Annotated in this window: 12 protein-coding genes; 6 read left to right on the top strand and 6 right to left on the bottom strand. The window is 67.0% G+C overall.

What is annotated here, in order from left to right; translation table 11 throughout:
- Positions 1-23 precede the first annotated feature (23 nt).
- Positions 24-1787, bottom strand: a complete 1764-nt coding sequence (locus CF70_RS34120; protein WP_051649267.1) for a sensor domain-containing protein — start codon at positions 1785-1787, stop codon at positions 24-26.
- Between the two features lie 338 nt (positions 1788-2125).
- Here CF70_RS34120 and CF70_RS30765 point away from each other — a divergent pair, with 338 nt between their 5' ends.
- Positions 2126-3004: a LysR family transcriptional regulator gene (locus CF70_RS30765; RefSeq protein ID WP_081862437.1), complete on the top strand. Its 879-nt coding sequence runs from the start codon at positions 2126-2128 to the stop codon at positions 3002-3004.
- 362 nt (positions 3005-3366) lie between these two features.
- Here the strand turns inward: CF70_RS30765 and CF70_RS30760 are convergent, their stop codons facing one another.
- A complete protein-coding gene (locus CF70_RS30760) occupies positions 3367-3555 on the bottom strand; it encodes a hypothetical protein (protein WP_035874707.1) in 189 nt (62 codons plus the stop codon).
- Between the two features lie 505 nt (positions 3556-4060).
- Between CF70_RS30760 and CF70_RS30755 the strand changes: the two genes are divergently transcribed.
- The 5 genes from CF70_RS30755 to CF70_RS37130 all read left to right on the top strand — a co-directional run bounded on the left by CF70_RS30755 (position 4061) and on the right by CF70_RS37130 (position 13220).
- Entirely contained in the window at positions 4061-6115 is a 2055-nt protein-coding gene (locus CF70_RS30755; protein WP_035874705.1) for a CHAT domain-containing protein, read from the top strand.
- Between the two features lies 1 nt (position 6116).
- Positions 6117-9896: a WD40 repeat domain-containing protein gene (locus tag CF70_RS30750; RefSeq protein WP_035874701.1), complete on the top strand. Its 3780-nt coding sequence runs from the start codon at positions 6117-6119 to the stop codon at positions 9894-9896.
- Between the two features lie 94 nt (positions 9897-9990).
- A complete protein-coding gene (locus CF70_RS30745) occupies positions 9991-11313 on the top strand; it encodes a hypothetical protein (RefSeq protein ID WP_035874698.1) in 1323 nt (440 codons plus the stop codon).
- Positions 11314-11357: 44 nt separating this feature from the next.
- Positions 11358-12788, top strand: a complete 1431-nt coding sequence (locus tag CF70_RS30740) for a C25 family cysteine peptidase (RefSeq protein WP_035874695.1) — start codon at positions 11358-11360, stop codon at positions 12786-12788.
- Between the two features lie 279 nt (positions 12789-13067).
- Entirely contained in the window at positions 13068-13220 is a 153-nt protein-coding gene (locus tag CF70_RS37130; protein WP_035874692.1) for a hypothetical protein, read from the top strand.
- A 16-nt stretch (positions 13221-13236) separates the two neighbouring features.
- On the opposite strand, the gene CF70_RS30730 is transcribed toward CF70_RS37130, so the two are convergent.
- The 4 genes from CF70_RS30730 to CF70_RS30715 form a co-directional block, all read right to left on the bottom strand.
- Positions 13237-14919, bottom strand: a complete 1683-nt coding sequence (locus CF70_RS30730; RefSeq protein WP_035874689.1) for a PHA/PHB synthase family protein — start codon at positions 14917-14919, stop codon at positions 13237-13239.
- A 75-nt stretch (positions 14920-14994) separates the two neighbouring features.
- Positions 14995-15312, bottom strand: coding sequence for a chaperone modulator CbpM (locus tag CF70_RS30725; RefSeq protein ID WP_035874686.1), 318 nt, complete (start codon positions 15310-15312; stop codon positions 14995-14997).
- 4 nt (positions 15313-15316) lie between these two features.
- Complete coding sequence (locus CF70_RS30720; protein ID WP_035874684.1) at positions 15317-16267, bottom strand: DnaJ C-terminal domain-containing protein; 951 nt, start codon at positions 16265-16267, stop codon at positions 15317-15319.
- A 127-nt stretch (positions 16268-16394) separates the two neighbouring features.
- Positions 16395-17513 (bottom strand): DUF294 nucleotidyltransferase-like domain-containing protein, encoded by a 1119-nt coding sequence (locus tag CF70_RS30715; protein WP_051649265.1) that lies wholly within the window; start codon positions 17511-17513, stop codon positions 16395-16397.
- Positions 17514-17527: the final 14 nt, after the last annotated feature.

Raw genomic sequence — 17527 nt, 5'->3', positions numbered from 1 at the left:
AAGATCATGTTTTTTGACACATCTTATTTCTGTTTTTCAGTTCCGCCTCTCGTCCAGTCTGCTTCCTTGCTATACGAATTCATATAGTTAATCAGATCTCCTATCGGCATAGGACGAGCAATCAGGAATCCTTGTATAAGACGACAGCCTTCTTCCTCCAGGAACTCCAGTTCACTTGAAGTTTCGACACCCTCTGCTATCACGCCAACGCCGAAATTCGAGGCGAGCATCATGATTGCCCGGATTATCTTTTTTGAATTCTCGCTTCGTCCGCTTTTCTCAATGAATGAGCGCGCGATCTTCAGTGAGCTTACGGGAAGGGTACTTAGGTAGCCGAGATTCGAGTACCCCGTTCCGAAGTCATCGATCACGATCTCGACGCCGGCGTTCGCGAGCGCCTCCAGCGCGGAGGTGGAAGACTCCCCCTGTGGGATGAGCGCACTCTCTGTAATCTCGACCTTCAGCGAGGTCGGCGCAAGTGCGCTCCTGCGCAGCGCCGCTTCAACCTTGGCCGCAAATCCGGGAGCATGCAGTTCTTCGGCCGGGACATTTACCGCCACGGTCAGGGACACGCCAAGTTCCGCGTTGGCGCGAGCGATATCGGAGGATGCTTTCTCGAGAACGAAATCCGTGAGCTTGTGGCCGAGCCCCAGGTCGCAGACCACCGGGAGAAACTCGGCGGGCATGATCGTACCCAGGGTCTGGGAATTCCACCTGACGAGGGCTTCCACCCCGACTACCTTCCTGGTCTTCAGGTCAAAGACTGGCTGGTAGGCAACCCACAGTTCCCTGGCGCCAAAGGCATGCCGCATCGCCTGGTAGATCTGGTGATATCGCTCGGCATTCTTTCTTAGCGCAGGGGAGTAGTGCTTCGCCCTGCCGCGTCCTTCACGCTTGGCCTCATACAGCGAAATGTCGGCCTGCTTGAAGAGCGCCTTGCTATCGCCGCCGTCGTCGGGAAACCGGCTTACGCCAATGCTGGCGCCTACATAGAGCGGCGTTCCGGATACCACGATCGGAACCTCGACCGTGGCGCAAATGCGCTGGAGAATCGACTCCCTGTCGGTATCCGTCAGCGGGCCGGCAAGAGCCACCGTGAATTCATCGCCCCCGAGCCTCGCCACGATATCGCCGAGCCGGGTGGCATCGACCAGGCGCTCCGCCACCTTGATCAGGACCTGGTCCCCGATGTCATGCCCCAACGCGTCATTGATGCCTTTGAAGCGGTCAAGGTCGATCAGCAGGAGCGTGACCCCGTTGCAGCGTTCGCTGCTGGCTGAGATCAGTACGTCAAGCTGCTCGAAGAAAGAAGCCCTGTTGTATAGCTTCGTCAAATCGTCGAAGCACGCCAACTCTCGCAGTCTGCGCTCGGATTCCAGGCGCGAGGTGACGTCCCTTCCCGCCGAGATGAAGTGGGTAATCGCGCCGTTCAGATCGCGAAGCGGCGTGATGACCTTCTCCTCGGAGAAGAGCACGCCATCTATTCTTCTGTTTACAAAAATCCCTTTGAATGTCTCACCCGCGCCTAGAATCGCCCATAGTCTCTCGTAGAATGCCTCCGCCATCTTCCCCGACTTCACTATGCCAGGCGTGTTGCCAAGCGCCATCGAACGGTCATAACCCGTCTGGGCTTCGAACGCCTTGTTGACGTAGGTGATTTTTCCCATCGAGTCCGTAATGACGATGGAATCGGCCACTTGCTCCATCGCGAATGCGTACAAGGACAAATTGTCCACACCCCATGTTGACTCGATTCGCTCCACCGCATCGCCATACAAATCGACCATCCTGTTGCCCCCCCCGTAAAGCCCGCGTCGCCGTGAGGACGACGCCTGCACCCGAAAGCCCCGACAATTGAGGCCTATTTTTTTTAACGGATGCGCCGGGTATGAGCGAGTCATGAACGGACCAGGGGTGGCATAACCCCGCAACTAATTCAGCAGCCTCTGGCCCTATGCAGCCGACTCTTGGGTCGATTTGCATGTTCTCTACACACTTCGATTTACACCGCTATCGTAAAGACGATCCTTTTTTGACGTAGGTCATCCCGGCGCGCCACCAGTATGGCGTAGACTGCGCCGACGAATAAAGCAAGAAAAATTGATGGGGTGGACAAACTTCGCTTATGGGCCGCAGACCTAGCATCGAGCAACTTCGGGTTTTTCTGGCAGCCGCAGACCGTCAGAGTTTTACGCTTGCAGCGCGGGCTTGTCACAAGACGCAAGCTGCTGTGAGCATGCAGATGCGCCAACTGGAGCAAATGGCCGAGGCCAAGTTGTTCTGTCGGGAGAATAGACAGCTAAAGCTGACCGCTTCCGGCGAAGCGCTTTACGCGTACGCGATGCGTGTGGTTGCGCTGGAGGAAGAAGCCTGGGTGGCGATTCGCGGCAGCGCAAAGCACCGTTTGCGAGTCGGGGTTCCCGAGTTCTATGCGAACGAACTGCTTCCCATTGCAATCCGGAACTTTCATGCTACCCACCCGACCGTCCTCATTGAGCTGGTTTGCGCGTCGACCACGCACCTGAGCGGAAAGCTGCAGAGCGGCCAGGTGGACCTTGCCATTGGCGTGCGAGGGGCCCACATGGATGGAGACCCCTTGTTCACCCAGGAGCTACGCTGGGTTGCGCACCCGGACGGGCCTCACATCTGGCAGCAGAATCCAATACCCATTGGGCTGTACGAGCTTGGGAGCACGGTCCGCGCCCATATCCTGGCCGCGTTGGAGAATGCCGAAGCCGACTATAGCTGCGTATATGAGAGTACATCCGTACCCGGCATCCTGGCAGGGGTGAACGCAGGCATGGTGGTAGCGGCAGTACCCTCGCAGGCCGCCCGTGAGCACCTGCGGATTCTTGACCGCGACGATGGATTGGTGGATATCGAGCCGCTGGACATTGTCATGGCGACCAGCAATATCGTCGCCCCGCCCGAGGCGAGGCTATTTGGTGAAGTGCTGAAACAGGCTGCCCAACGCTGGAAAGCAGTGGCTCCAGCGGCCGGATAGCAGGAATCCATCGCCCTCATCCTTGCATTGCATTTCGCAAAACCGCTCAAGCTGCCGGCGGCAGCACCGTCGTGTGTGCGGCTCGAATGCGGCTGACGTGGCACAGCGCCGCGCCACGTCAGCCGCATCGGGCTCGCGTTCAAGGCCTGCCTGTTGGCGCGAGCCGCCATTGCCTGACGATCCGCGTACGCGGCTGCGGCCACCAGGCAAGCTGGCGCGCCTCGCACCGGCAAGCGTCCACAAGCGCCAGCATGCGCTGCCCGGCGGACAGCGCGATCGGGCAGGCGGGNGGGGGGGGGGGGGGGGGGGGGGGGGGGGCCCGCGCCCGGCTCGGCGTCTCCCACTGGGGTCGACGTCATGGCTCAGACCGGTCCGGGATGCAGGCGGCCATCGTCGCCGAGGATCATGCCTTGCCAAGTGGCCGGCTTGCCCGACAATTCCCATGCAAGGATCTGGACGGGCGTTCTTCCAATGCCGCCGCGCAGTTCCGCCATCGCTTTCTCGTCCAGCGCTTCGGACACCGGCAGGTCTTTAATGTCTAGCGTGTTCATCACAGTCTCCTAATAGTCAATAGTCGGTAAAACAGGTCGGGAAGTTGACGTGTCGGATCGGGGGATCCGTATCGGGCCTGTTACGAGGCTTGATGTCAGGTGAGCATGGAGCGTGCCATTCGCGCGCGCGGGCTGTCTGCGCCACGCATGGGACACACTGATTCTCCGCTTCCCGGACAAACCCGCGCAATGCGGCTGAAGCGGCCCATTCGGTGTCCGACGCCGGCTCGTGCGGCGAGATGCGATGTTGGCTTGCCGGCAACAGAAATGCGACATGTGGCGTTCCGGCCAACAGTTGCGCCATGGCGGTGTTTCGCCCTGGCGGGCGGCGCCGGATGCAGCTTGCATCACCGCAGGTATCGTTCCAGATCCGTGCGGCAGCGACGCAAATTGCATTTTTCGCAAATATCATATTCAGTAGTTCTTGGACGGGCGCGCCTCCATCGGGACACCCGTCGCCGGCAACGCATTCCGGCCCCGCGTCACGGACTCCGCGAGACGGCCTATGCCACGCAACTACTCCGAGCTGGAAATCGTCATCGACAACGATGGCGGCGGCAGGTACGAGGTGGAAGCACGTCATCGGGTGCCTGAAGGGGACGCCATTACGCCGCGCGTGCCACTGGCGCTGTCGCCGGATGACCCGGCCCTGCGCGATGCGGACCCGCGGGTGTGCGGGCGCGCGCTGGCGGCCAGCCTGTTCGCGGCGCCGGCCGTGCGCGATGCCTTTGTCGCCGCGCAGACCGCGGCGCAGGAGCGCCGCCTGGACCTGCGCGTGCGCCTGCGCATCAGCATCGATGCGCGCGAACTGCACGCGCTGCCATGGGAGACCTTGTTCGACCCCGCCGGCGAGCATCCCCTCTTTATCGGGCAACACTGCTTTTTTTCGCGCTACCTGTTCGCGCGCGAGATGCGCCTGCCCAAGCTGCGCGCAAAGAGCGATGTGACAGCGCTGGTGGTGGTGGCAAACCCAAGCGGGCTCGGCCCGGAGATGGCGGCGATCGATGCCGCCGGGGAAGCCGCGCGCGCGGCTGCCGCGCTCGCCCCGGTCCCGGTGACCACGCTGGCCGAGCCGGGACACGCCACCGTGGAGCGAATCCTCGCCGCCTTGCGCGACGGCGTGGACGTGCTCTATATCGTGTGCCACGGCGCGCTGGTGGACGACACGCCCATGTTGTGGCTCGAACGCACCGACGGCACGCGCGACCTGGTGGCCGGCAGCGTGCTGGTGGACCGCATCGGCACGCTGGAGCGCCCGCCCAGCCTGGTGGTGCTGTGTTCCTGCCAGAGCGCGGGCGCGGGCGCGGCGCGCGGCGGCAGCACGCTGATGGCGCTCGGCCCGCTGCTGGCGCAGGCCGGCGTGCCGGCAGTCCTCGCCATGCAGGGCAATGTGAGCGTGGCCACCATGGACGCCTTCATGCCGGTGTTCTTTACCGAACTGCGCGACCACGGCGAGGTGGACCGCGCCGCGGGCATCGCGCGCGCGGCGGTCAGCCAGCAGCCCGACTGGTGGATGCCGGCGGTGTTCACGCGGCTCGACAGCGGCCGCATCTTTTATCCGCCGGGCTTCGGACCCGACGAAGGCGATGGCGCCGATGCCTGGCACGCCGTCATCGAGAACATCCAGCATGGCGAGACCACGCCGATCCTCGGACCGGCCATGAGCGAGACGGTCTTCGGCTCGCGCCTGCAACTGGCGCAGATGTGGGCCGAGGCCTATCACTTCCCGATGGCGGCGCACGAACGCGATGAGCTGCCGCAGGTGGCGCAGTACCTGGCCGTGTCCCAGCAAGGGGTGTTCCCGCGGCGGCTTTTCTTCAAGTTCGCATACCAGCACCTGAGCCAGCAATACCGCGACATCCTGCCACCCGCACTGTCGGCGCTGCGCAACGAAGACATCATCGCGCAGCTTGGCGAGGTGGTTTGCACCGTGGGCCGCGCGCAGCGCCAGCAGGATCCCGCCAACCCCTACCGCGCGATGGCGCGGCTCAAGTTGCCGGTGTACCTGACGACGGATCCCAGCGACCTGCTTGCCGATGCCCTGCGCGAGGGCGGCGCCGATCCCGGCATCCGGCTGTGCCGCTGGAACCGCCAGGCCGAAGCGTGCGACGACCTGCTGTCCGAAGGCCGCAAGCGCGCGAATCCCACCGCGCAGGCGCCGATGGTGCTCAAGCTGTTCGGCGACCTGCGCGAGCCCGGCTCGCTGGTGCTGACCGAGGACCAGTATTTCGATTACCTCACCAGCGTGTCGATGAACCGCAACGCCATCCCGCTGGCCGTGCGGGCGCGGCTCAACGACAGCGCGCTGCTGTTCGTCGGCTTCGACGTGCAGTCGTGGGAATTCCGCATCCTGTTCCGCAGCATCCTCAACCTGGAGGGCGCGGACCTGCGCCAGGAATACCAGCACCTTTCCGCGCAGCTCGATCCCAACAGCATCGTCGACCCGGTGAGCGCGCGCCGCTACCTGGAGCGCTACTTCCAGGACAAGGCCCGGCTCAAGCTGTACTGGGGCGACGTCGGCATGTTCACCGCCGAACTGCTGCGGCGCCTGGAGGGGTGAGATGGCGGCCAATCCCGAACCTCCGGACACGGCACGCAGCGCTCACGGCCCGTACATCGGCCCCATGCCGCTGGGCGAGACGGACCCCATCTTCGGCCGCGATGCCGAGATCGAGGAACTGCGCGACCGCCTGATCGCCGACCGCGTCGTCCTGCTGTATTCGCCCTCAGGCGCGGGCAAGACCTCGCTGATCGAAGCCGGCCTGCGCCCGCGCCTGGCGGATCGCTTCGACGTGCTGCCCACGGCGCGGGTCAGCGTGCCGTATGCAGGCAGCAACCGCTATGTCACCAGCGTGCTGCACTGCTGGGCTGCGCGCGCCGAACTGAAGCCGCGCGCGGACGATACGCTGCTGTCCTGCCTGTCCCGCCTGGAAGACCACAATCCGGGTGGCCGCAGCCGGCGGCTGCTGATCGTGCTCGACCAGTTCGAGGAGATCTTCACGCTCGACAGCACCGACACCGGCGCCAAGCAGGTGTTCTTCACGCAGCTGGGCGAACTGCTGGATCGCAGCGGCAGCCCGGTATGGGCCCTCGTGGCGATGCGCGAGGAATACTTCTCGTGGCTCGATGCCTATCGCGACCTGGTGCCGACGCACCTGATGAACACCATGCGGATCGACCTGCTGTCGCGCGACCAGGCGTTGGAGGCGCTGCGCGGACCGGCGCTGGAGGCGGGCGTGGATTTTCGCGAGGACGCGGCGCGGCAGCTGGTGAAGGATCTGGCCCAGGTGCGCACACGCGACGCGGCCGGCCAGGTAAGCCTGCGCGAGGGGCGCTTTGTCGAGCCGGTGCAATTGCAGGTGGTCGGCCTGAGCCTGTGGCAAGCCTGCTTCGGCCAGGACGGGCCGGCGGCCGGCGGGGGCGCGATCACGCTCGAGCAGGTTCGGCGCCTGGACACCGGCGCGGCGCTGGCTTCGTACTGCAATACGGTGTTCGACACGGCCGCCGCCACGCGCCCACGGCAGCGCGTGGTACGCGACTGGGTCGAGAGCCGCCTGATCACCGCCACCAACATGCGCGCCCAGGCAACGCTGGATCCCGGCTCGCGCAGCGCACCCACGGCGGCCGAGCTCGATCTCTTGCAGCAATATCACCTGGTGCGCGCGCAAAGCCGCCAGGACGCGCAGTGGCTCGAGCTTGCGCACGACCGGCTGATCGAACCGGTGCGCGCCAGCAACGCGCAATGGCGCACCCAGTACCTGCCGCACTGGAAACAGCTGGCGCGCGCCTGGGCCCTGTCCGGCGAGAATCCCGGCGTCTTCGGCAAGCTCAGCTCCACCGAGGAACTCGACGACACCTTGCTCGAAGCCGAGGACCGGCACAGCGAAGCGGAAAACCGCTTCCTGGCGGCCTACCAGCGCTATCGCGCGGAGCAGGAGCGCGCGCGGCGCTGGCATATCCTTGGCTATTCGCTGGCGTTCATCACGTTCGTGGTCCTGATCGGCGTTGCGGTCCTGGCCTGGCAACTGCGGGCCACCAAGCAAGACATCGCCCGGCAAAACGCCCTGTTCTCGCTGCTCGGCTCGCGGCCCGCGCCGGACGCCGCGCTGCTGGCGGCCGTGGAGGGCACGCGCGGCCTGCATGGCCACTCCCCGCCGGAGGGCTTCGATTTCCGGCGCTCGCTGGTCAGCACCATGAATCGTGCCCGCCATATCGAGGCCTACCTGGCGCGCGCGGATGAGCAAAACCTGGAGGTGCAGGCCGACTCCGGCTATCGGGTCAGCGCCAGGCTCGGGGCGAATCACTGGATCGTGGACGTCACCGGGCTCGGTCCCGGCGCCCGCACGGTGCGGCTGGACGAGGCCGCGCTGCGCAACCAGCATCCCGACGGCGTGCGAGTGCTGGCGCTGACCGGCGCCGGCACGCTGGCCACGGGCGGCCAGGACGGCAGCGTGGCGTTGTGGAATATCGCGCAGCCCGCGCGCGCCACGGTGCTGCAGCCGCCGGGTGCCAGCCTTGCAAGCGGATGGGGACCGGTCTCGGCCCTGTCCGGCGACGGCCAGCGCCTGGCCGCGGGCTACGACGGCGGCCGCGTCGCCGTGTGGGATCTCGCCAAGGGCGGCAACACCTGGCGGCGCCCGGTGGCAAACGGGCGCGCGCACGCCCTGCGCATCACCGACGTGGCGCTGTTCGATCAAGGCCGGCAGCTCGCCACCGCGTCGCGCGACGGCAAGGCCCGGCTGTGGCGCCTGCCGTCCGACCCCGGGGCGGACCCCGCTGTGTTGAAGACCCCCGCACAGGAACTGTCGGCGCCCGCGGACAATACCGACTGGTTCGCGGGCTACCACAGCATCGCCGTCAGTCCGGACGGCAGCCTGGCCGTGGCCGGCACGCGCGGCGGCCGCATCAGCGTGTGGCGCACCGCCGATGGCGTGCTGTGGCCGCGCGCGCTGCTGGGCCACGACGATGCCGTGGCGCGGCTGGTCTTCACCGACGACAAGCAATTGCTCTCCGGCGGCTGGGATGGCCGCGTGATCCGCTGGCGGCTCGACCCCGAGCGTATGCAGTTCACGCGCAACGAGCTGCTGGACCTGCCGAGCCAGATCACCGGACTGGCGCTGGCCGGCCGCGACCAGCGCCTGTTTGCCTCCACCGAACAGGGCGAGCTGCTGCAGATGCGCTTCGACGCGCCGCGCCATCCGATGGCCCGGATCCTCTCGCGCGGGCAGGATGGCGCGCCGCCGCTACTGCTGGCGCTGACGGGCGTCACCCCGCCGGTGGCCGCCGCGACCGAAAGCGGCAGGCTGGTCATATTGCAGGCGGAGGCCGGCAATCCAGCGAGCCGGCGGCCGGTTTCCATGCCGGCCGCGCCGGTGCGCGCGCTGGACTGGGCACGTGGCGCTCGGCGCCTTGTGGTGGCGGATGACAACGGCCAGGTCTGGATGCTTGCGGCCGATGGCACCGGCAATGCGATCCTGCCTGGCGTAATGGCGGGCACCAGCGCGCGCCTGACACTCAGCGACGATGCGCGCCTGCTGGCGATCCGTTCGGGCGAACCCGCCGAAGCCCGGCGCCTGGAACTATGGCGCCTGCCGCCCGACGCCGGCGCGGCCGCGCCTGCCGCGGCCGCTGCATCCGCCACCGAAGCCACCGCCGAAGCCGGCGCCTGCCGGATCCCGCTGCCCGAGCCGCTGGCGCGCGCGGCCTATGCTACCTTCCGGCCCGGCGCCAGCGAACTCGCCGTGGCCGAGGACGACAGCATCGGCCTGTGGCGGATCGAGCTCGCCGGGACCGATTGCGCCGACGCCAGGGCGGTCATGGTCCAGCGTTTCGAAGACCTGCCGCGCGGCCAGATCACCAGTCTTGCCTTCGGCGCGCGCGGCGACACGCTGGTGGCCGGCAACTATCTGGGCAAGGTGTACCGCCTGGCATTGCCGAAGTCCCCGGCCTCGCCGGGCCAGCCGGTGCGCGCCCGGGCCACCATCCTCAAGCAGGACGCCGCGGGCGTCATCACCGCGCTGGCCGCGCCAGACGCGCCGTTTGTCGTCGCCGGGGACGACCATGGCAATCTCTTCCTGCTCGACCGCGAAACCGACCGGCCACTGCCGATCCCGCAAACGCTCTATCGCGACCCGCGGCAACCCGTGGCCGCCCTCTCCGTCAGCGACGACGGCCGCTGGCTGTATGCGGCGGGCACCGGGCTTGCCGCGATCTGGGATCTCGATATGGAGCAATGGCGCAAGCAGGCCTGCGCCATTGCCGGCGGTGGCTTTACGGCCCGGCAGAAAGCCGATTTCTTCAAGGGCGATACGCCATCGCCGACCGCATGTGAAGCACGTTGAATGCAGTGAATGCGGTGAATGCGTTGATCAACAGGTTGATCGACGCCTTTATCGACGCCATTGTCGACTGAGTTGACCGGAAGAGGAGCACGCCATGCCCATCCAGACCATTGCGGGTACCAGCGCCAGCTATGCGCTGCTGGCACTGGACGCCGCCGGCAACGAACGCAATGACGACCCGGACGGCGTCGGCGGACGTTTGTCCGAGCGTCTGCTGGCGCAATGGCGGGACAGCGCGCCCACCGATGTCTTTCTCTGGAGCCACGGCTGGCAGGGCGACCTGCCAGCGGCTCGCAACCAGTACGACCGCTGGATCGGCGCCTTCGCGCGCAGCGTCGGCGACGAGCAGGAGATGCGCGTGCGACACCCGGATTTCGCCGTTGCCCATATCGGCGTGCACTGGCCCAGCCTGCCGTGGGGCGACGAGGAACTGGGCGGCGATGCCAGCTTTGCTCCGTTCGCAGGGGCAGGCGCACAAGCGATGGTCGATGTATATGCGCAGCGTCTGGGCGACACGCCGCCAGTGCGCGCCGCGCTGGCGGCCATCTTCGAGGCCGCGCGCACCCAGGCGGATGCCGCCAGCCTGCCGGAAGCCGCGCGCCTGGCCTACCTGCAACTCGACCAGGCGCTCGCGCTCGGCAGCGAGGGGGTGGGAGGCGATGCCGGCGCCGACCGCCTGCCGTTCGATCCCGATGCCTCCTTCGCCGAAGCCACACAGCTGGGCGCCGCGTTCGGCGGCTCCGTGCTGGGCGGCTTGCTGGCACCGCTGCGGCAGCTGTCCTTCTGGAATATGAAGAAGCGCGCCCAGACCGTGGGTGAAAACGGCGTGCATCCCCTGGTCAACCGCATCAGCGATGCCTTGCCGGCGGCGCGCATCCACCTGATGGGCCACAGCTTTGGCGCTGTCGTCATGTCCGCCGCGCTGGGCGGGCCGGGCGGCACGGCGGCGCTGCGGCGCCCGGTGGCGTCGTGCGTGCTGGTACAGGGCGCGATGTCGCTATGGGCCTATGCGCCGGATATCCCCGTGCGGCCCGGCACGGTGGGCTACTGCCACCAGGTGCTGCCGGACGGCAAGGTCAGCGGGCCGCTGGTGGTAACCCGCTCGCGGCACGACACGGCAGTCGGCTCGCTGTATCCGTGGGCCGCCGGCGTGGCTGGCCAGGTCGCCTTCGAACCCGCGCAGGCCTATCCCGCCTTCGGCGCCATCGGCGCGTTCGGCATCCAGGGCATCGACGGCGCCACGGACGCGCCCCTGCAGCCTTACGACGGCCGCTACACCATGACTGGCGGCAAGGTGCTGAACATCGAGGCCAGCGAGTACATCTGCCACAAGAGCGGCGTCTCGGGCGCGCACAACGACATCGGCGGCCCCGAAGTCGCCCACCTGATCTGGCAGGCCGCGCTGGCCGGGGCCTGAATCCGAACCTGAGCGAGATGACGAGCGCGACCGGGAGCACTGCCATGACCGACGAATCCATGCCCATCCCGCTCGGCATCCAGGCCGACACCGGACGCCCGCTCGCGGAGATCGACGCGCAGGCTGTCGCCGCGTTCACCGCGCACGAGCACGCGGAACGCCGCGCGCCCGAACGCGCCGCGGAGAAGGCCCGGCAGGCCGAGACCTACGCCGTGCTGGGCGATGTCGACGGCGACAAGCTGGACGAGGCCGGCTGGGGCTTGCTGTTTCCCTCCGACGCCGATCCCGCGCCTTACCTGGACGCCCTCGCGCCGCTGATCGCCTGGCGGCACCGGGAGGCCGGACAGGTCACGATATTCCAGGGCGCGGACGGCTGCCTGCCCGGCGAGAGCGCCGCCACCTGGCTGGCGCGGCACAAGGTCTCGCTCAACGTGGTGGATCCGGCCCTGGGCGTGCCCTACTACCTCGTGCTGGTCGGGCCGCCCGACAAGATATCGTTTGCCTTCCAATACACGCTCGACCTGTACTGGGCGGTGGGGCGGCTGGATTTTCCGCAGCTGGCTGATTTTCGCAGCTACGCGGACAGCGTGACGGCCTACGAAACCATGGCCAGCGTGACGGCCCGCCGCCGGATCGCGCTGTTCGCCACCTGCCACGATTTCGATCGCGCCACCCAGCTGCTCACGCGGCAACTGGCCACCCCGCTCAGCCTTGGCACCGCGCAAGCCAAAGCCCTTGGCGAGCGCCAGGGCTTTGCCATGCAAGCCTTGCTGGGCGAAGCCGCCACCAAATCCGCCCTGGCCGAAGTCTTGCGCGGCAAAGGCCCGGACGGCCCGCCCGCCCTGCTCTTCACCGGCTCCCACGGCATGGGCTTTCGCGCGGACGATGCGCGCCTTGCCGGGGCCCAGGGCGCCATCGTCTGCCAGGACTGGCCTGGCTACGGCGCGATCGGCCCCGAGCACTGGTTCGGCGCGCAAGATGTGCCCGACGACGCGCAGTGCCACGGCCTCATCCAGTTCTGCTTTGCCTGCTATGGCGCCGGCTGCCCCGAATTCGACAACTTCGGTCGCGACCCCGGCGCCCCCGCGCGGCTCGCGCCGGCCCCCTTCACCGCCCGCCTGCCGCAGCGGCTGCTTGCGCACCCCCACGGCGGCGCGCTGGCGGTGCTCGGGCATGTCGACAGGGCCTGGGCTTACGGCTTCCAGTCAGAGCGCGCGGACCCGCAGACCCAGGGATTCCGCGACGTGATCGGCAGCCTGCTGCGCGGCGAGCGCGTCGGGCAAGCCACGGATCGCTTCAACATCCGCTGGGCCGCGCTCAGCACGGAACTGGCGGAGTTGCTGCGCGACCGCGGCGCGGGCGCCGCAGTTTCCGATACCGAGATCGCGCTGCGCTGGGTGGCGCGGGACGATGCGCGCAACTACGTGGTCCTGGGCGATCCGGCGGTACGGCTGAGAGTGCGCGACATCGCCTGACCATCGCCGGTTGGGGCCTCGCCCATTGGCCGGACCGGTCACCGGGAGCGCCATGCACTGTCGCTCCCGGACATACACAAGCCGCCAGGACTGTGTGGCACAGCCCAACGACGCCGCCGCCACGCGTATCCCCTGAAGCACAATCCGGCGCCAGTGTCGCCTGCCGGACGCGGGCATGACAAATGCGTATAGACGTGTGAGCACCGGCCCCGGTGCCCGAGGCCTCGTCAGGAGAACGCACATGCTATCGACGTCCAACGATTGCCGAAGGGCTTAGCCATGCAAAAGCTATCCATCCTGACGCTCGGCCTGCTTGCCGCCCTCGCGTGCATGACTGTGTTTATCTGCCTGTCCGGCGCGTTCACCTCGCGCGATACCGAATATGGCAGCGGCACGGCCGTGTTCTGCTATATCGACGAGCAGCTTCGCTAAGACACGCGGCGCGTGCTCACCTGAGCGGGACTGCGCGTTCCTTGACGTAGCGCCCGGGTGCCGGTTCGATCACGGGGTACGTCTTGCTGCCGGCCTGGCGGGGCGCGTCGATGGCCTTCCCGGCCTTGGGCGCGAGCCACTTGATCCAATGGGGCCACCAGCTCCCCGGCGTCGCCGTGGCACTGGCAAGCCATTGGCCGGCGTCATCCCCCAGGGCGCCGCCGGTCCAGTAGCTGCGCTTGTTCTTCGACGCCGGATTGATGACACCCGCGATGTGCCCGCTCGCACCAAGCACAAACTGCGTCTTGCCACCGACCAGTTGCGTCGTCCGGTAGGCGGACTTCCAGGGCACGATGTGGTCGTCCTGCGTCGCCAGCACATAGCTGGGCAGATCGATAGCACGGAGGTCCACGGGCGTGCCGCACATTGTCAGCCGCTTCGGCACGCACAGGTTGTTCTCCAGGTACATGTTCCGCAGGTACCAGGTATACATCGGCCCCGGCAGGTTGGTGCTGTCGGCGTTCCAGTAAAGCAGGTCGAATGCTTCGGGCGACTTGCCCTTCAGGTAGTGGTTGATGACGTTCGGCCAGATCAGGTCGTTGGCGCGCAGCGTCTGGAACACGAAGCCGAGTTCCGATCCGGGGTAGATGCCGCGCTGGCCGATCGCCCGCTCGCGCGCCGCCACGCCCGGCTCGTCGATGAATACGCCAAGCTCGCCGGGGTCCCGGAAATCGAGCATGGTGGTCAGCAGGGTCAGGCTGGCCACGGAGGTGTCGCCGCGCGCACGCAGCACCGCCAGCGCGGAAGAGAGGATCGTGCCACCTACGCACCAGCCAAGCGCGTTGAGCTTGTCGGCACCGCTGATGGCCAGCGCCACCTCGATCGCTTTCATCACGCCCTGGCTCAGATAGTCGTCCCACGTGACGTGGGCGCAAGTGGCATCGGGGTTGCGCCATGACACCAGGAAGACTGTGTAGCCTTGTCCGACGGCGAACCGCACAAACGAATTCTCGGGCTGCAGGTCGAGGATGTAGAACTTGTTGATGGACGGCGGCACGATCAGCAGCGGGCGCGTTGCCACCCGCCCGGTCAGGGGCGCGTACTGGATCAGCTGTAACATCGCATTCTCGAACACCACCGCGCCTTCGGACACGGCCACGTTCTTGCCGATCTCGAACGCCGTCTCATCGGTGATCGACAGCCCGCCCTTGCGCATATCCGCGAGCAGGTTGCCGAGCCCGGCCTTCAGGCTCTCGCCTTGCGTCTCGAATGCGAGCTGCATCACCTCCGGGTTGGTGGCGGCATAGTTGGCCGGGCTCATCGAGTCGATGAACTGGCGCGTATAGAAGCGCAGCCGTTGCCTGGCGGGTTCGTCCAGATCCGCGGCCTCCACCATGTCGCTGGCCAGCCTGGCGTTGAGCAGGTAGCTCTGCTTGAGCAGGCTAAAGGCGGGATTGTCGCGCCATGCGATGGCGCCGAAGCGGCGGTCGCCGCGCTCGGGTGCCACCACCGGCTCCGCCGGTTCGCCCGCGATGTTGACCATCATCCGCGTCCACAGCGCGAACTGCTGCCGGAAGTAGTTCAACTGCAGATCAGCGAACGGCCCTCCGCCGGTCTGCGCCGTGGCCTGCCACAGGCTTTGCCACGATTTGATGAAACCCTGAACAAATTCGTCCGGCACCTTGTTGGGCAATGCCATCGTCGTCTCCAGGGGGCCGGGCCGCGCGGCGGCCTCCGGCCGCATTAGCTGCGCGCGGCCGCACAAGGATGCCACTCAGGCCAGGTTGGCGCGGCGCAGTTTCGACTTGAGCACCTCGATCTCGTCCAGCAGGTCAAGCACGAGCGCAACGCCCGCTGGCCCCAACTCCAGGTCGCGCGTCAGACGCAGCGCCGCGCGGGCACGCGACAAGGCGGTGCCTTCAAAACGCCAGCCTTGCACGTCCTCGCCGCGCGGCGTCAGCACGCCTTCCTCGACAAGAGCCACCACCTGCTCCATGTCGGCGTGACAGGCCACGCTCAGTTCGACCAGCGTGAACTGAACCTCTTCCTCGACAAGCACGCCCTGTAGCGTCGAACCACTTTGATCGCTCATCGCATCAAGCCTCCGTTGAACGGCGCGGGGAAAAGCCGCTAAAGGTCTTGGCCATCTCCCGGTACGCCCGCCTGGCCTGGTCCGTGTCGGCAGGCGGCAAGACAATGGAGAGCACCGCGTACAGGTCGCCGGGCGGCGTGCTGGGCAGGCCCTTGCCCCTGAGCCGCAGCTTGCGGCCCGCCGACGAGCCGGGCGGCACGCTGAGCTGAAGCACGCTGCCGTCCGGCGTGGGTATGTCGACGCTAGCGCCCAAGGCAGCCTCCCAGGGAGCGACCGGCAGGTCCAGGTAGACGTCGCGATCGTCGACGCGGAAGCGCGGGTGGGGCGCGATCTCGATCTCGAGGTACAGGTCGCCGGCAGGCGCGTCTCCAATCCCCGGTCCGCCTTGCCCGGCAAGCCGGAGATGCTGTCCGCCGCGAATGCCCTTGGGAATATTCACGTCCAGTTGCCGCTCCTGCAAGCGGACATGGCCGTTGGCGTCCACCTGCGGCGTCCGCAGCGAAATGGTGCGGTGCCCGCCCCGATAGGCGTCCTCCAGATCGATCCGCACCTTGGCGTGATGATCCGCCCCGGCCATGCGGCCGGCATGACGCGCGCCGTGGCCCTGGGCGCGCCTTGTCCCGAACAGCGACTCGAAGAAATCGCTGTGATCCATCTCCGGGTCGCGACCGCCGTCGCCGTCGCTGAACTCGAAGCCGCTATCCCATCCCGGCGGCGGGGTGAACTCGCGGCCATGCTTGTACCGCGCACCCACGTCGTCGTAGGCCGCACGCTTTTCCGCGTCCTTCAGCGCCTCGTACGCTTCGGCCACGTCCTTGAACCGGGCTTCCGCATCCGGCTCCTTGCTGACGTCAGGGTGATACTTGCGCGCGAGCTTGCGGTAGGCACGCTTGATGTCATCCTGCGTGGCCGTGCGCTCCACGCCGAGCATCGCGTAGTAGTCCTTGAACTCCATGAGTGCCCCTCCCGGCGGCTCGCGTGCGGGACGCGCACGGCGCTTGCGAACAACTTGTCCCTGAGTATAGGCAAAGGCCGCGGCATGCGCCTCTCAAGATACACGCGGCTGGCCGGCGCCGCCGGGATCAGACGCCCTGGCGAAAGCCCAGGTAATCCAGCGCGAGGTGTCTTTGCAGTGCGCGGGCCTGGCGCAAGGCGTCGAGCAATACGCGCCGCTCGCCCGCGTCCAGTTCGTTCGGGTCCACATGGTTGTGCATGGCTTCGCCGCGTTCGAAACAGCGCTGCTGTGTCTTCATGCGCAACATCTGGATGCGGTTGAATGCGCCGATCCATGCCTGCACATGATGTGGTTCCAGGCGCCGCGTCTCGCCGGCGCGCCGGAGGCGATCGGCCGTATTGCTGGCGCGGGCGCGGCAAGCCAGGCCGTAAATGCGGGCCGCGTCGACGAACAGCGTGGCGGCGTCCAGTTTCAGATCGATCGTGCCGGCGAAATCCCCGCTCTTCGCCACCGCGAAGTCGCGCAGCAGACCGAGCGGCGCTTTGCGCCGCAGCGCATTCTCGGTCATCTGGTACAGAAAGCGCGGGTTGTCCGGCGCCATGTCCGCGAGCCAGTCGGTCAGCGCCTGCGCCAGGTCATGGGCGCCATGAAGCGAGCGCAGGTCGAAGAAGATGGTGGCATTGAGCAGCGCCCGCTGATCGCCTTCGATGATCCAGCTCGCGAAGCGCTCCCGCCATTCGTGCAAGTCGAGGCACCACTGCGGATTGCTTGCCATGATTTGCCCGGTGCACAGCGGGAACCCGCAGGCATCGAGTGCTTCGTTGATGTGTAGCGCCAGCGGCAGCATCCGTTCGCGCAGTGCCTGGGCGCCGCCGCTGCCCGCCAGGATGATCCCGTTGTCCTGATCGCTCGACAGCGTCTGTTCCTCGCGGCCTTCGCTGCCGAGCGCGATCCAGCACCAGCGTACGTCCTGCAACTGCTGCCCCACGCAGGCCAGGTCGATCACGCGCCGCGTCAAGGTGTCGTTCAGCGCCGAGATCAACCGCATCAGCGTCTGCGCTTCCGCTTCGCCCGCCACGCGATGCCAGAGCGCCCGGATCTCCGCGGCGGCCCGCTGCAGCCCGCTTCCTTCCTGCGCGGCGGCGATGCGGCGGCGGGCGTCCTCCATGTCTCGCATGAATGCGCCCGCCTGGACATTGGCCGGATCGAAAGCGGCATCGGGACGGATCGTGGGCGGCTCGTTCATGGGCTGTGCGTTCC

It is taken from the genome of Cupriavidus sp. SK-3 (assembly GCF_000611145.1).
GTDB lineage: Bacteria > Pseudomonadota > Gammaproteobacteria > Burkholderiales > Burkholderiaceae > Cupriavidus.
The sequence above is the reverse complement of the archived record's forward strand: the minus strand, read 5'-3'. Positions and strand labels throughout refer to the sequence as shown.

Bases quoted from the DNA above. Each gene is read 5' to 3' on its own strand.
- CF70_RS30740 (WP_035874695.1), top strand. From the start codon at position 11,358: ATGACCGACGAATCCATGCCCATCCCGCTCGGCATCCAGGCCGACACC.
- CF70_RS34120 (WP_051649267.1), bottom strand. From the start codon at position 1,787: ATGGTCGATTTGTATGGCGATGCGGTGGAGCGAATCGAGTCAACATGG.
- CF70_RS30760 (WP_035874707.1), bottom strand. From the start codon at position 3,555: ATGAACACGCTAGACATTAAAGACCTGCCGGTGTCCGAAGCGCTGGAC.
- CF70_RS30765 (WP_081862437.1), top strand. From the start codon at position 2,126: ATGGGCCGCAGACCTAGCATCGAGCAACTTCGGGTTTTTCTGGCAGCC.
- CF70_RS37130 (WP_035874692.1), top strand. From the start codon at position 13,068: ATGCAAAAGCTATCCATCCTGACGCTCGGCCTGCTTGCCGCCCTCGCG.
- CF70_RS30755 (WP_035874705.1), top strand. From the start codon at position 4,061: ATGCCACGCAACTACTCCGAGCTGGAAATCGTCATCGACAACGATGGC.
- CF70_RS30730 (WP_035874689.1), bottom strand. From the start codon at position 14,919: ATGGCATTGCCCAACAAGGTGCCGGACGAATTTGTTCAGGGTTTCATC.
- CF70_RS30745 (WP_035874698.1), top strand. From the start codon at position 9,991: ATGCCCATCCAGACCATTGCGGGTACCAGCGCCAGCTATGCGCTGCTG.
- CF70_RS30720 (WP_035874684.1), bottom strand. From the start codon at position 16,267: ATGGAGTTCAAGGACTACTACGCGATGCTCGGCGTGGAGCGCACGGCC.
- CF70_RS30750 (WP_035874701.1), top strand. From the start codon at position 6,117: ATGGCGGCCAATCCCGAACCTCCGGACACGGCACGCAGCGCTCACGGC.
- CF70_RS30715 (WP_051649265.1), bottom strand. From the start codon at position 17,513: ATGAACGAGCCGCCCACGATCCGTCCCGATGCCGCTTTCGATCCGGCC.
- CF70_RS30725 (WP_035874686.1), bottom strand. From the start codon at position 15,312: ATGAGCGATCAAAGTGGTTCGACGCTACAGGGCGTGCTTGTCGAGGAA.